Origin of the sequence: Amycolatopsis sp. A133 (assembly GCF_031082405.1) — a bacterium.
Lineage (GTDB): Bacteria > Actinomycetota > Actinomycetes > Mycobacteriales > Pseudonocardiaceae > Amycolatopsis.
Genome location: NZ_JAVHJU010000040.1, coordinates 91891 through 106254 on the forward strand (window position 1 = coordinate 91891; position 14364 = coordinate 106254).

Sequence of the window (14364 nt, forward strand, 5' to 3'; positions counted from 1 at the left end):
GACTGGCGGCCGCGCTGCTGCTCGCCCGCCGGAGATCAAGCCGCCGATCGTGAGGTGAACCCGCGCAGCCGCAGGCTGTTCGCGACGACGAACACCGAGCTGAACGCCATCGCCGCGCCCGCGATCATCGGGTTCAGCAACCCCGCCGCGGCCAGCGGCAGCGCCGCCAGGTTGTACGCGAAGGCCCAGAACAGGTTGCCCTTGATCGTCCGCAGCGTCCGGCGGGACAGCCGGATCGCGTCGGCCACCGCGCGCAGGTCACCGCGCACGAGGGTGATGTCGCTCGCCTCGATCGCAACGTCCGTGCCGGTGCCCATGGCCAGCCCGAGGTCGGCCTGGGCCAGCGCCGGCGCGTCGTTCACGCCGTCCCCGACCATGGCGACGACCTTGCCCTCGTCCTGCAGCCGCTTGACGACGTCCAGTTTCCCGGACGGCAGCACCTCGGCGATCACCTCGTCGATGCCGACCTCGGCCGCGACAGCGTTCGCGACCGCCGTGTTGTCCCCGGTGAGCAGCACCGGGGTCAGCCCGAGTTCGCGCAGCTGGGCGATCGCCTCGGCCGACGTCGGCTTGACGGTGTCCGCGACCACCAGGACACCGCGGGCCGCGCCGTCCCAGGCCACCGCCACCGCGGTGTGCCCCCGCTCTTCCGCCGCGGCCTTCGCGGCCGCGAGGTCGCCCGTCAGCGGCTGGCCCCAGTCCTCCAGCAGCGCCGTGCGGCCGACCAGGACCGCGTGACCGTCGACGATCCCCTGCACACCAAGGCCTTCCACGTTCGTGAAGTCCTCGACCGCGGGCAGGTCCCCCGCCCGTTCCCGGGCACCGCGGGCGATCGCCGTGGCGATCGGGTGCTCCGACGCGTCCTCGAGCGCGCCGGCCAGCCGCAGCAGTTCGGTTTCGGCAACGCCCTCGGCCGGGTGGACGCCGGTGAGGGTCATCCGGCCGGCGGTGACCGTGCCGGTCTTGTCGAGCACGACGGTGTCGACGCGGCGGGTGGACTCCAGCACCTCCGGGCCCTTGATCAGCACCCCCAGCTGCGCGCCGCGGCCGGTGCCGACGAGCAGCGCCGTCGGCGTGGCCAGGCCGAGCGCGCACGGGCAGGCGATGATCAGCACCGCGACCGCCGCGGTGAACGCGGCCGCCGTGCCGACGCCGCTGCCGAGCCAGAACCCGAGCGTGGCGACCGCGAGGCCGATCACGATCGGCACGAACACCCCCGACACGCGGTCGGCCAGGCGCTGCACGTCCGCCTTGCCGCTCTGGGCGGCTTCGACCAGCTCGGCCATCTGCGCCAGCTGCGTGTCCGCTCCGACGCGGGTGGCCCGCACGACCAGCCGGCCGCCGGCGTTGACCGTCGCCCCGGTCACGGGGTCCCCCTCGCCGACCTCGACCGGCACCGGCTCACCGGTCAGCATCGACGCGTCGACCGCGGACTTGCCGTCCTCGACCACGCCGTCGGTGGCGATCTTCTCGCCGGGACGCACGACGAACCGGTCCCCCACCGCCAGCCCGGCCGCCGGGATGCGCACCTCCGCGCCACCCCGCAGGACGGCGACCTCCTTCGCCCCCAGGTCCAGCAGCGCCCGCAACGCAGCACCCGCGCGGCGCTTGGACCGCGCCTCGAAGTAGCGGCCGGCGAGGATGAACGTCGTGACGCCGGCGGCGACCTCGAGGTAGATGTTGCCCGCGCCGTCCGACGGCGCGATCGTCAGCTCGAACGGGTGCACCATCCCCGGTGTCCCGGCCGTGCCGAACAGCAGCGCCCACAGCGACCACACGAACGCCGCGAGCACGCCCATCGACACCAGGGTGTCCATGGTCGCGGCGCCGTGGCGCAGGTTCACCCACGCCGCCCGGTGGAACGGCCACGCGCCCCAGGTGACGACCGGCGCGGCCAGCGTCAGCGAAATCCACTGCCAGTACGTGAACTGCAGCGCCGGGATCATCGCCAGCAGGACCACCGGGACCGCGAGCACCGCGCTGGTGATCAGCCGCTGCCGCAGCGGGTCGGCCTCTTCGGTGCCGCTCTGCTCGGGCTTCTCCTGCTGCGGCAAAGCCGCGCGGTAGCCGGCGGCCTCGACCGTGGCCACCAGCGCGGCCGGGTCGACACCCTCCGGGGCGTGCACGCGCGCTTTCTCGGTCGCGTAGTTGACCGACGCGGTGACGCCGTCGAGCTTGTTCAGCTTGCGCTCGATGCGGTTGGCGCAGGACGCGCAGGTCATGCCACCGATCGCGAGTTCGATCTCGGTCACCGGGCCGGCCGCGGCCGTGGTGCTGGTCATGATCGTCTCCCTTCGCGGTTTCAGTGGCCGTGGCCGTCGGCCGGGGCCTGGGCGGATACCCCGCCGGTGGTGAGGGTGAACTCGGCGGTCCGCACGACATCGCCGTGCTTGAAGTCGAGGAACAGCCGGTAGGTCCCCGCGCTGGGCACCTCGGCGGCGAATTCGACGTCGGGACCCGCGGGTGTCTTCCCGTCACCGGGTTCCCCTTCGGGGTGGACGTGCAGGTAGGCGAGGTCGCCTTCGCGCAGGGCGACCAGGTGCCCGTAGGCGCCGAGGTAGGGCTGCAGGTCGGTGACCGGGACGCCGTTGCGGCTGACGGCCAGTGCCAGCGGCGAGGTTTTCCCCGCCGCCAGGTCGCCGGTGAGCTGCACGGTGTAGCCGTCGACCTCGGCCGTCCGGCTGGTCTCGTGGCTCGCGGGCCGGTAGTCCCCGGCGACCGAGAGGTCGACGCCGAGGGTCATCGGCCGGCCGCCGGCCGGGGCGAAGTCGGCGAACGCCCGGTACGAGCCCGCGGCGGGCAGGGTCAGCGGGACGCTCCACGTGCCGTCCGGCGCCATCTCGGGGTGGACGTGCTGGAAGCCCGCCGTGTCCCGGCGGACCACGATCAGGTGCAGCCGCTTCTCGTGCTCGACGTCGAACGCGGTCACCGGCTTGCCCGCCGGCCCGGTGATCGTGAACGAGAACCGCCCGGGCGCCGGCGTCGGGTCGGCGACGGTGAAGGTGTAGCCGTCCTTGCTGGCAGCGAGCCCGCCGGGCAGGTCGTCCGCGGCGGCGTCGCCGGCCGTGGTGCCCTCGTGCGGGGTGCCGTGTTCCGCGTTTCCCCCGGTCGCCGCGGATACCGGACCGGCCGCGTTGCCGACGGCGAACCCGCCGGCCGCGAGCAGGGCCAGCGCCCCGCCGAACGCGGCCAGCCGCGCTGTGGTGTTCATCTCCGCTCCCTCGTGTGAAGGCCGGGTCTACCCGGCGAGCGTGTAGCCGGCCTCTTCGACCGCCGCGCGGACCCGCGCGTCGTCGATCGGCTCGGCACTGGTGACGGTGACGGCCCCGGTGGGCAGGTCGACCGCGACGTCGGTGACGCCGTCGATCGCGCCGACCTCCTCGCTGACCGAGGCGACGCAGTGCGCGCAGGTCATCCCGGTGACGGTGTAGGTGAGCTGACTCATGGGGGCTCCTTCGGCGGTTCGGCGATGCCCTCAAGGTACCCCTAGGGGGTACCGGTATCAAGTGACCTGTGTCTCGTTGTCACCCCGGGCCTCCGAACGGCGATTTCCGGAAGCGGCCGAATTGTCCAATCAGGACATTCAGCGGCACTGCTGTCGCAAATAGCGGACAGTGCTAAGCGAAATTGCGGAGCGTGACGGATTTCTTACACCGGAAGGTGGACACGACCGTGGTCTTTTCGTAGCCTGGCCGAGATCTCGTGGTAGCTGCCGTCGACCGGACGGCGACGCGGGATCACGCCGGCCCGGCCGGCCTCTTCGCCCGGTTCCAGCCGGCGGACAACGAGCAAAGGAGACCCGCGCGACCGTGCAGTCGCAGTCCATCAGGCGCGTGGTTTCAGGCATCCTCGCAGCGACCTCGGTGATCCTCGTGATCACCGTCGCCCAGCCCTCGGCCACCGCCGCCCCGATCCCCGCTCCCCAGGCCCCACCCGGTTCTTCGGACGCCTTGGCCAAGTACCGCGAACTCGCGGCGCAGGCCGAGAAGCTCAACGAAGACCTGCTCAAGGCGCAGAACGACCTCACCACCAAGCAAGGCGAACTCGACAAGGCCACCACCGACGTCGACGCGGCGAAAGCCCAAGGCGTCAAGGCCACCGAGAACCAGAAGAAGTACCAGGCCGAAGTCGACGAGTTCGCCGGCGCCTCCTTCACCAGCGGCGTCCAGCTGAACAAGCTGTCGGCACTGCTGTCCGGTACGTCCACTCAGGACTTCCTGGACCGGTCGTCGGCGCTCGAAGTGCTGGCCACGGACAAGAACGCCGCGTTGACCAACCTCACCGCGGCCGTCCAGCAGGCCACCGACGCCACCAGCAAGGCGTCGGACGCCGCAAAACGGGCCCAGGACGCCCGCGACGCCGCGGCCAAGCTGACCGAGGACATCAAGGCCAAGCAGAAGACGCTCAACGACCAGATCGAGCAGATCAAGGCCGCCGACAAGACCCTGAGCGCCGCCGACAAAGCAGCCCAGCGCGACACGGGCGGCGCGGCCCCGAACGTCAAAGCCCCGACGGCCGCGGCGCAGACGGCGGTGAACGCGGCGCTGAGCAAGCTCGGCAGCCCGTACGTCTGGGGCGCCACCGGGCCGGGCTCGTTCGACTGCTCGGGGTTGATGCAGTGGGCGTATGCGAAGGCCGGCATCACGTTGCCCCGCAACTCCGCGGCCCAAGCGCAGTACGGCACACCGGTGCCACGCGACCAGCTGCAGCCGGGCGACCTGGTGGCGTACTACTCGCCGGTCTCCCACATCGGGATGTACATCGGCAACGGCAAGATGGTCCACGCACCGACCAGCGGCGACGTCGTGAAGATTTCGCCGTTGCAGAGCCAGTACGCCGGAGCAACCCGCCCCACGGCCTGAGTTCGCGCACCAACACCGGGGCGGGCATTCGCAGCCCGCCCCGGTTCCGCGTTTTCCCGGGTCCCGCCCGGGCGGCCGCCACGATGAGCGCGTGGGGCCGCAGCGGCTCCAGCCCGCCTCACCCTCGTTCGGCTGCGCCCCGGCCGGTTCCACGCGAACGGCTTTGAGAACCCCTGGTTCCCGACATCGACGCGTTGCCGAACACCTTCTCGCCCTCGGCGGCGAAGCGCGGCAGCAGCCGCGCGAACACCGCCCGCTCTTCGCGCGTCCAGCCGGCGCAGATGCGCCGGATCAGCGCCCTGTTGCGCACCCTCATGTCGTCGAGGAAGTCCTGGGACGCCGGGGTCAGGCTCGCCATCATCGCGCGCCGATCCCGCTCGTCGGGGTGCCGGGTCACCAGGCCGCGGGACTCCAGGTCGTCGAGGTGGCGTGTCACCGTCGTGCGGTCGAGGCCGAGCTCCTCGGCCAGCTGCGAGACCCGCAGCGGTCCGGTGCGGTGCAGTACGAACAGCGGCGAGGCGGTCCCGCGGCGCAGCCCGGCCGAGATGTCGCCGGCGATCCGCTCGAAGAAGTCCTCGGTCGTCCGCGTGAGCAACGCCATCGCGTCGATGACCCGGTTCTCGAGCGTCTGGCGCACTATCGGCGCGCCTCCTTCCCGGCTCGTCGAGGGAGGGGTCGAAGCACCTGCGTCCGCATCACCGTGGGTCCTCGTCATGCCGGCGTCACCGCTTCCAATCGTCGAGCTGGCGGGAGAGGTCACGCCGTCCACGCGGATTCACGTGTACACCGCTTCCTAAAGCAATGTACGCCAGTACCTGTTCTGGCACTGGGCCGACTTGAGCGGCAGCACCGGAAGCACCGCCGAATTACGTGTAGACGACCGCATAATATGCGTGTACTGTGCCTCGTATCTGGAGGACGGCCGGAGCTTCTGACGACCAGGCCCGAGCGCGTCGCCACCCACACCACCCGTGAAGGGGACCCCGCATGGAACCGAGCTACCCGCTGCACCTGCCGGACTTCTACATCGGTGATCCGGCACCGGCCTACCGGGACCTGCGCCACCACTCCCCGGTGCACTGGACCAGCGCCAACGGCGGGTTCTGGGGGATCACCCGCTACGAGGACATCAAGTTCATCGGCTCGCGGCCGCACCTGTTCTCGTCGGCGAAGGGAGTGCTGATGCCCGACGGCAAGCCCCCGGCGGCTGCCCCGCGACCGATGCTGATCACGACCGATCCACCGCGGCACAACGCGTTGCGCAAGCTGATCTCGAAGGGCTTCACCCCGAGGCACATCAACGCGATGGAGCCCGACGTCCGCGCGATCGTGCGCGGTGTGCTCGACTCCGCGGAGGCGGGCGTCGAACTGGAGTACGCCGAGGGGCTCGTCGCGAAGGTCCCCGTCCGCATCATCGCCGACCTGCTCGGGGCACCGGCCGAGGACTGGGAGCAGTTCCGCGCCTGGTCCGACGCCTCCGTCGGCTCTGCCGACCCCGGCATCACCTTGACCTCGCAGGAGGCGTTCGGGGCACTGACCACGTACTTCCGCCGGTTGATCGAACTGCGGGAGCAGCGCGGCACCAACGACCTCATCTCGATCCTCATGGACGCCGAAGTCGACGGCGAGAGCCTGTCCCACGACGAGCTCATCTCGTTCCTGCACCTGCTGCTCGTCGCCGGCAACGAGACCACGCGCAACCTGATCGCGTTGGGCACCATCGCGCTGATCAACCACCCCGGGCAGCTGCGGATGCTCGTCGCCGACCCGAGCCTGATCCCCTCCGCGGTCGAGGAGATGCTGCGCTACGTCTCCCCGGTCACGCACATGACCCGCTGGGCCACCGAAGACGTCGAGCTGCGCGGCAAGACCATCAAGAAGGGGCAAGCGGTCGTGCTGCTCTACGGCGCCGCCAACCGTGACGAGGACGTCTTCGGCGACACCGCCGAGCAGTTCGACATCACCCGCCGGCCCAACCCGCACCTGGCCTTCGGCACCGGCGAGCACGCCTGCCTGGGCCTGTCGCTGGCCCGGCTCGAGGCCCGGGTGTTCTTCGAGGAGTTCCTCGCCCGCTTCGACCGCGTCGAGCTCACCGGTGAGGTGCTGCGGATGCGCTCGACCATGGTGCCCGGCGTCCGGACCATGCACGTCCGCCTGGGTGCCGCGAACGAGCAGGCCGGTGTCCGGTGAGGATCGTCCTGGACCGGGCCAAGTGCACCGGCATCGGAATCTGCGAGTCCTTCGCGCCCACCGTGTTCGAGGTGGACGACAACGGGGAACTGGTCGTGTTGTCCGCCGAGGTGCCCGAAGGCGCCCTGGACGAGGTGACCGAGGCCGTCGAGGGCTGCCCGGCCATGGCGCTGAGGCTGGCACCGTGAACGCCTCGACGGGCCACACCGGACCCCGCTCGCTCGTGGTCGTCGGCGCCTCGCTCGCGGGCCTGCGTGCGGTCGAGGCCGCGCGCAAAGCCGGATTCGCCGGCCGCATCACCCTGCTCGGCGACGAATCCCACCTCCCTTACGACCGGCCGCCGCTGTCGAAGCAGTTGCTGGCCCCGGGAGTCCCGGCCGATCCGGTGACCTTCCGCAGCCGTGCGGAGCTCGTCGACGAGCTGGGTGTGGAACTCCTGCTCGCCACCCCGGCCACCGGACTCGATCCGGACACCCGGGTCGTGCACGCCGGCGGTGCAGAAGTGGCCTACGACGCGCTGGTCATCGCCACCGGCGCCGCGGCCCGCAGCCTGCCCGGCACCGAAGGTTTGGCAGGTGTGCACGTCCTGCGGACGCTCGACGATGCACGCGCGGTCGCCGTGCTCTGGACGAGGGGGCTCGCACCGTCGTCGTGGGGGCCGGGTTCATCGGGGCCGAGGTCGCCTCGGCCGCCCGCCGGCGTGGTTTGCCGACGACGGTGCTGGAGGCGCTGCCGACCCCGCTGGTCCGCTCCGTCGGCCCCGACCTCGGTGCCGCGCTGTCGTCGCTGCACACCCGCAACGGCACCGTGCTGCGCTGCGGAGAGGCCGTGGCCGCGGTGGAGGGCACCGACCGGGTCGAGGGCGTCCGCCTCACCGACGGCAGCGTGATCGGCGCCGATCTGGTCGTCGTCGGGATCGGGGCGGTGCCCCGCACGGATTGGCTCGCCGGCAGCGGACTGCTCGTCGACGACGGCCTGGTCTGCGACGAGTTCCTTCGCGCCGGCGCCCCCGGTGTCCACGCCGCGGGCGACGTCGCCCGCTGGCACAACCTCCTGTTCGACCGCTCGATGCGGGTGGAGCACTGGTCCGCCGCCGCCGAGCAGGGGGCGCGTGCCGCGCGCAACGCGGTGTCACCCGAAGACCTCCGGCCCTACTCGACGGTCCCGTACTTCTGGTCGGACTGGTACGGCTCTCGCATCCAGTTCGCCGGTGTCGCCACCGTCGACGGCGTCGAGATCGTCTCGGGTGACCCGGCCGGTGACCACTTCGTCGCGCTGTACCGCGAGGGCGACCGCCTGAGCGGGGTGCTGACCCTGAACGGGCAGCGCCACGTCATGAAGTACCGCCGGCTCATCGCCGAACGCACCCGCTTCGACGAAGCCGTCGCGTTCGCGAGGACATCGGCGCCCGAGCGCTCCGCGACCGCCACCTCCTGAATTCCCGCCACGCCGGCCTACCGCCGAAAGGACGAGACAACCATGACCAAGCCGCAGCAGCACGACACCATGGACGACGACACCACGAGCTCACCCTCCGACACCGGTCCCCCCCGAGAAGAGGCGATGCTCGCTCGCATGGGTACGCGGATGGGCTTCATCTACTCCGCTGTCCCGGTGGTCGTGTTCGTGACGGCGAACCTCTTCCTCCCGTTGGCGGTGACGCTCACCGTCGCCCTGCTGACGGGAGCGGGATTGATGGTGTTCCGGCTCGTGCGTGGTGAGCGCTGGATCGCAGCGGCCGGCAGCCTGGCCGGCGTCGCGCTCGCCGCCGGGATCGTGGCCCTGACCGGGTCGGCGAAGAACTACTTCGCGGTGGGGATCTGGGCCTACCTGGCGGGCTTCGTGCTCACCCTCGGCTCGGTGCTGCTCCGCCGTCCGGTCACCGGCGTCATCTGGAACTTCGTGCACGGCCGCCAACACCGGTGGCGGACCGACCGGACGGTCCTGCGCGCCCACACCATCGCCACTCTCGCCGCCGCAGCCGTGCTGGGTGCCCGGTTCGCCCTCCAGCAGTGGCTCTACCTCGCCGACAACACCAGCGCGCTCGGTGTCGCCCGCATCGCGATGGGCACGCCGCTGTCGGCACTCGTCGTGCTCGCCATCGTGTGGGCCTTCCGCCGCAGCACCAAGCGGTTCCTCCCGAAGAACGTGGACGCCGGCGAAGGCGTGGGGGACACCCGCCACCAGCCGGCGGAGTGACCCCGTGAACCAGCCGGAACCCGTGACACCGCCACCGGCAACGCTCATCGCCGTGCTCGCTCTCGCGGGGATCACGGTGTCGTTGCAGCAGACCTTCGTCATCCCCTTGCTCCCCCATCTGCCGGCGCTGCTGCACACCACCCCCGGCAACGCCTCGTGGGCCGTGACGGCCACGTTGATCGCGGGAGCGGTGTCCATCCCGATCGCCGGCCGGCTCGCCGACATGTGGGGCAAGCAGCACGTTCTGCTGTGCTGCCTCTCGACGCTGGTCACGGGTTCCGCGGTGACGGCGCTCAGCACCTCACTGGGCTGGTTCGTCGCCGGTCGCGCCTTGCAGGGCACCGCGGCGGGTGTGGTGTCCCTGGGCATCAGCCTGCTCTGCGACCACCTGCCGCCGCACCGCCTGGCCGCCGCGACATCGGTGATGAGCACGTCACTCGGCGTCGGGGCCTCGCTGGGAATCCCGCTGTCGGCGTTGCTCGCGCAGTACACCGACTGGCGAGTCCTGTTCTGAACCGCAGGCGGGCTGGCCACCGTGGCGGGGGTTCTCGTCCTGCTCGTCGTGCCCCGTGCGGCGCCGCCGCGGGGTGGCCGGTTCGACCCGCTGGGGGCGCTGCTGCTCTCGGGCGCGCTGGTCGGCCTCTTCCTCGCTGTCTCCCAGGGCGGTACCTGGGGGTGGACCGGCGGCCTCACCCTCGGGTCGTTCGCGGGCGCGGCCACGCTGCTGGTGCTGTTCGGCGCGTGGGAGCTGCGCACCCCGCAGCCGCTCATCGACCTGCGGGTGAGCCGCCGGCCGCAGGTCCTGCTCACCAACACCGCTTCGCTGGTCTTCGGCTTCGCCATGCTGACCAACTCGCTGGTGTTCACCCAGCTCCTGCAGACGCCCACGACGACGGGGTACGGGTTCGGCGCGTCGATGCTCGTCGCCGGCCTCCTGCAGGCGCCAGGCGGAGTGTGCATGATCTCCATGTCGCCGGTGTCGGCCAGGATAACCGTCCACCTCGGACCGAAGATGACGCTCATGGCCGGTGCCCTGGTCCTCGTGTGCAGCTACGGCTTCGCGGCGATGTGGCACGCACAGCTCTGGCAGTTGCTCGTCTGCACCGCCCTCGTCGGATCCGGCATCGGGCTCGCCTACGGGGCGATGCCCTCGCTTGTCATGGACGCGGTCCCCGCCGGCCAGACCGCGGCGGCCAACAGCCTGAACAACCTCTGCCGGTCGCTGGGCACTTCCACCGCCGGCGCGGTGACCGGGCTGATCCTGGCCATGAGGACCACAACGGTGAGCGGGCGCGCCGTCCCGGACCCGGCCGCGTTCACCACCGTCCTGCTGGCCGGCGCGTCGGCGGCGCTGCTCGCCCTGGTCGTCGCCGCTTTCATCCCCGGTCGCCGTGCCCGCGGGGATTCCGGCCCGGATCATCCACAGAGGACGCTTGCATGGGGGCGGCGATGACGTTGTCGAGCCGGTCCTCTTGCTGCGGGTTCGAAGCCCAGCTGGCCGACGCCGAGGCAGCCGTTCGATCGTTCCCGTGCTTGTGGTGCCCCCGACCAGGCTCGGACAACATCCGCACGCCGGGTTGTACCTGCTGACCTGCGGATATCTACCACAGTGGCGCTGCTCGACGGCTGCGCGGACGGCGAACATGACCCCTCAGAGACTGGAGTGGCTTGACCTCGATTAACGCCGCCACCTCGCGGCGCCGTGCCAGTTCACCGCTCCGCTCCGGCTGGCCCCTGCGGCCAGGCGGGACCTGACCCGTCATGCGATAGCGCATATGGGACAAGCGTTCGGCTTTCTGGACGCGACTGTTGATCGTCTCTAGCATCTTCATCGGCCAACGTTGTCGAACATACGCACGAACTCACCTGGAGGAATCACTGGGGAGGGATACCCCTACAGACCCCTGGCCCGCATCGGCCCTGGCAGGAGCGTCACTCTCGCCTGAATAACGAAGTCCGCCTGGAGGGCGTTTCGATCTTCGAATGTCACTCAGTGTCGCTTAGGCTGACTGATCGTGGACGGCGACAGTGGTGACGACGTAAACGATGAGGTCAGCACGGCTGCGACCAGCCGCGAGCAAGATGCGGTCCGGATCTTGTTGTTGATCGACGGCGCTGCCGAACCCCTGGCTGCCCCGATCCGTAACGACGCAGCCCTGACGGATGCCGTCGGAGTCGTGGAGGGGCAGCTTCGGCTGCAGAAGCTAGACTTCTGGCTACGGAGTCCCGATTTCCTTGCCGACGAGTTGCTCAACGACTACGAGCGCAGCGGCGAGCCGAGACTACTGGACTTGGCGGCACAGATCCTCGACTCCGAGGAGCCCGAGGTACGCCGATATCCGATGCTGCGTCACCATTTCGGCGCCTACGAGCCTCTCGATGACGCCCTGGCGGTCCTACGCAGCGCGGGGCTGGTCGTGCGTCGCCGCCACGGCCGAGTCGGCCGAACCTCGCGACACGACTACTACCTGCTGGCTCGGGGCCGCGACGTCGCCCGAACGGTCGTTGCTCAGGCGCCAGCCTTCCGCTATTACGTCGATCGTGTGCAGTTGGTGCTCGATCTGGCCGACGGACGAGGGGGGAACCAGTTGAAGGAGCGCCAGTACCTGCAGGACGAGTACGCGACGGCGGCCCGTGGAACACGAATCGGCAGCATCAGCGCTCGGGCACGGAGCCGTCTCGCCCAGCTGCGGGCGGGGACCTCGGTCACCGACGGAGTGGACGCATGACCGTGGAGGCATCCAGTGTCGAACATTCCGGCTCGCTCGTCGGCCGAATCGCTGCTGCGGCCAAGACCACCGAGGACGATGTTGTCGTAGTCTTCACGACCCACGGCATCCCCCTGGTCTACCCGCCGGCACGGCCTCGATCTGTTCGTGTCCACCGCCTTCGTGTCCTTGGGGTTCGCTCCGGAACGACGCACGACGGCCCGTTTGACCGCATCTTCACCTTCGACACCGACTTCACCGCCCTGGTCGCGTCGAACTTCCGGGGCAAGACCAGCGTCTTGGAGATCATCACGTGGTGCTTGCGGGGTTCACCCCGCGACCGCCTTCAGGCGGATGTCCGCCGATGGCTGTCAGGAGTCGAGCTCGACGTCACCATCGCGGGCCAAGCGGTTGGGTTTCGTCTCTCCCTGGACAAAGGCACCCTCGTCAGGGGCGAGGTGCTCGCAGCTTCGCAGTGAGAGCGCCTCACAGCGGAGAACAGTGATGCGGGACACCAGGGCGTCTCGATCCTCGTTGACACTGCAGACGAAGACGACTTCGCTGCGCAGGTGGCCACCTTGATGCTCGATCGGCTCGACCTGCAGCCATTGGTCAACTCGGTGAGCAAGGACAAGCAGGTTGGCACCCAGACTCATGGCTGGCCCGCCTACTACTCCGCGATCAATCTTCCGGCAGGCCCTGACAAACCCCTGCTCGGGGATCAGCCGATGGCTGGGCTGCCCGGACGGCTGTTGCAAGTGTTCCTCGACCTGCCGGCTGCCGCGGTACTCACGCGAGTAAAGGCGACGCGCGAAGTGCTGCAGTCGAAGGTCGCCCAGGAACGTGATCGGGTACGGCAAGCAGCCGAGCAGCGGGCGGCTGACCGCGCCCGAGCTCAGGAGGCACTCGCGGCCGCCCAGACCGAACTCGACCGACTCGTCCAGCAAGCGCCCGGCCCGTCGCTCACCAACCTGGCGTACGCCTCAGGCCGACTCGCTCGCCGGGTGGCCGATGCCGAAGAGGACTGGGATCAGCTGAACCGTGCCTATCGCGCCGCGCGGCGGCAACGACAGGCGGACGAAAAAACGTTGAACGACGTCAAGGAAAGCGAGATCGCCCGACTGTTGTTCCACGGCTTGGATCCCAGCGCGTGCCCGCGCTGCGAGACACCGATCACCAAGGAACGCCGTAAGGAAGAGCGTGATGTCCACCGTTGCGCGGTCTGCACCGCAGAGGTCGTCGGTGAGACCGCCAGCGATGAAGAAGTCGAGGCCGAAGCACAGGCACGTGTAGACGCCAGCAAGTCGGCCGAAGATGCGGCGCGACAGGCGCTGGAATCCGCCGAATCCACTCTTTCTCAGCTCACGGCACAGCTGGACGAGGCGCAACAGAGGTTGCGGACCGCCGGCAGCGACGACACGGTGCGTCAGCGCATGACTGCGGAGCTTGAAGTGGCACGGTGGAAGGGCGCGCTGGAGATGGTGCCCGAACCGGCCGAGCACGACGGAGACGAGGAGTCCACCGTCCTCAAGGTGCTCGCTGCCGCGGACAAAGTGCTCGATCAGGACAGCAAAGCAGCTGCAGCCGCACTGTTCACCGAGCTGAACGCCGAGATCGCTGACCTTGCCCGTCGGTTCGGGATGAGCGCGCTGGAACGGGTGGAGGTCAACCGGGCCGCTCAGCTCAAGGTGATCAAAGGCGGCGGCGCGCAGTCGTACTTCGGCAAGCAGAGTCCCGGCGAACAGGTACGGCTGCGTATCGCCGTTGTGATCGCCTTGCTGCGGGTAGGTGCGCGTCTCGGGATCTCGACCCATCCCGGTCTTGTCCTGATCGACAGCCCCAAAGCCGAGGAGGTTCAAGACTTCGACGCTGCCGTTGTATTCAAGGAGCTCGCGGAGCTGGCCGCAAGCAACCACATCCAGGTGCTGATCACAACTGCGGACCGCGACCTGAGCAGGGCCGTTCTGCCCGCAGACTGCCTTGTCACGGCTGAGGAAGGTGCGCCACTGTGGTGACCTTGATATCTCCGCAGCAGCTTCCAACGGGCGCAGACTCTGCGGTGCTCGACATGATCGAAAGAAACGACCGCGCAGCCTGGCGGTTGTGGTCATGAACCGGCTCGCTGAACACCTGGTCGACACCGCAGTCGACGAGACTCCGGCCGCGATCGCCCAACTCGGCGCGGAGGCGGTGGCCGAAGAGGCAGCCGCAATCGCCGCCAGCCCGCTGGCGCCGGTGCTGGCGCGCGCGCTCGCCCACATCGTCGGCGCCGAGGCCAGCGGATGGCAGACAGCCACTGCCAGCTTCATCGAGGGCCTGACTGACCAGCGGGTCTGCTGCACCAGTAGGTGACATCTGAGTTGGCTTGCCGTGATGGTGAGCTGGGAGGATGTTGCGGTGCCCAA

At 69.7% G+C, this 14364-nt stretch carries 15 protein-coding genes and 1 pseudogene; 12 read left to right on the top strand and 4 right to left on the bottom strand.

All coding sequences use genetic code 11. From position 1 onward, the window contains the following. Positions 1–35: 35 nt before the first annotated feature. The 3 genes from Q5425_RS26030 to Q5425_RS26040 are packed head-to-tail and all read right to left on the bottom strand — an operon-like array spanning position 36 to position 3445. Positions 36–2282: a heavy metal translocating P-type ATPase gene (locus Q5425_RS26030; RefSeq protein ID WP_308674931.1), complete on the bottom strand. Its 2247-nt coding sequence runs from the start codon at positions 2280–2282 to the stop codon at positions 36–38. A gap of 20 nt (positions 2283–2302) precedes the next feature. Further along, a complete protein-coding gene (locus Q5425_RS26035) occupies positions 2303–3211 on the bottom strand; it encodes a hypothetical protein (RefSeq protein WP_308674932.1) in 909 nt (302 codons plus the stop codon). Between the two features lie 27 nt (positions 3212–3238). Continuing rightward, the gene (locus tag Q5425_RS26040; protein ID WP_308674933.1) at positions 3239–3445 is read right to left on the bottom strand and encodes a heavy-metal-associated domain-containing protein; all 207 of its coding nucleotides are present in this window, start codon (positions 3443–3445) and stop codon (positions 3239–3241) included. 364 nt (positions 3446–3809) lie between these two features. Between Q5425_RS26040 and Q5425_RS26045 the strand changes: the two genes are divergently transcribed. Beyond that, the gene (locus Q5425_RS26045; protein WP_308674934.1) at positions 3810–4862 is read left to right on the top strand and encodes an NlpC/P60 family protein; all 1053 of its coding nucleotides are present in this window, start codon (positions 3810–3812) and stop codon (positions 4860–4862) included. A gap of 118 nt (positions 4863–4980) precedes the next feature. Here Q5425_RS26045 and Q5425_RS26050 read toward each other — a convergent pair whose 3' ends face one another. Continuing rightward, positions 4981–5499, bottom strand: coding sequence for a MarR family transcriptional regulator (locus Q5425_RS26050; RefSeq protein WP_308674935.1), 519 nt, complete (start codon positions 5497–5499; stop codon positions 4981–4983). A gap of 350 nt (positions 5500–5849) precedes the next feature. On the opposite strand from Q5425_RS26050, the gene Q5425_RS26055 reads away from it, so the two are divergent. The 11 genes and pseudogenes from Q5425_RS26055 to Q5425_RS26100 all read left to right on the top strand — a co-directional run bounded on the left by Q5425_RS26055 (position 5850) and on the right by Q5425_RS26100 (position 14311). After that, positions 5850–7052 (top strand): cytochrome P450, encoded by a 1203-nt coding sequence (locus Q5425_RS26055; protein WP_308674936.1) that lies wholly within the window; start codon positions 5850–5852, stop codon positions 7050–7052. Continuing rightward, entirely contained in the window at positions 7049–7240 is a 192-nt protein-coding gene (locus Q5425_RS26060) for a ferredoxin (protein WP_308674937.1), read from the top strand. The genes Q5425_RS26055 and Q5425_RS26060 overlap by 4 nt, the downstream gene beginning before the upstream one ends. Before the next feature lie 35 nt (positions 7241–7275). After that, a pseudogene (locus Q5425_RS26065) lies at positions 7276–8099 on the top strand (NAD(P)/FAD-dependent oxidoreductase); the annotation flags it as partial. Positions 8100–8120: 21 nt separating this feature from the next. Continuing rightward, a complete protein-coding gene (locus Q5425_RS26070; protein ID WP_308674946.1) occupies positions 8121–8489 on the top strand; it encodes an oxidoreductase C-terminal domain-containing protein in 369 nt (122 codons plus the stop codon). A gap of 42 nt (positions 8490–8531) precedes the next feature. Further along, positions 8532–9251, top strand: a complete 720-nt coding sequence (locus Q5425_RS26075) for a DUF3159 domain-containing protein (RefSeq protein ID WP_308674938.1) — start codon at positions 8532–8534, stop codon at positions 9249–9251. A 4-nt stretch (positions 9252–9255) separates the two neighbouring features. Next, entirely contained in the window at positions 9256–9765 is a 510-nt protein-coding gene (locus Q5425_RS45800) for an MFS transporter (protein WP_396135244.1), read from the top strand. 21 nt (positions 9766–9786) lie between these two features. Further along, positions 9787–10704 (top strand): MFS transporter, encoded by a 918-nt coding sequence (locus tag Q5425_RS26080; protein ID WP_396135245.1) that lies wholly within the window; start codon positions 9787–9789, stop codon positions 10702–10704. A 562-nt stretch (positions 10705–11266) separates the two neighbouring features. Continuing rightward, on the top strand, positions 11267–11980 hold the full coding sequence (locus tag Q5425_RS26085) for a hypothetical protein (protein WP_308674939.1): 714 nt from the start codon (positions 11267–11269) through the stop codon (positions 11978–11980). Next, positions 11977–12438 (top strand): hypothetical protein, encoded by a 462-nt coding sequence (locus Q5425_RS26090; RefSeq protein WP_308674940.1) that lies wholly within the window; start codon positions 11977–11979, stop codon positions 12436–12438. Before Q5425_RS26085 ends, Q5425_RS26090 begins: the two co-directional genes overlap by 4 nt. A gap of 90 nt (positions 12439–12528) precedes the next feature. Further along, positions 12529–13974, top strand: coding sequence for a hypothetical protein (locus Q5425_RS26095; protein ID WP_308674941.1), 1446 nt, complete (start codon positions 12529–12531; stop codon positions 13972–13974). Between the two features lie 94 nt (positions 13975–14068). Beyond that, positions 14069–14311 carry a hypothetical protein gene (locus tag Q5425_RS26100; RefSeq protein WP_308674942.1) on the top strand — a complete coding sequence of 81 codons (243 nt, stop codon included), beginning with the start codon at positions 14069–14071 and terminating at the stop codon, positions 14309–14311. Positions 14312–14364 lie beyond the last annotated feature (53 nt).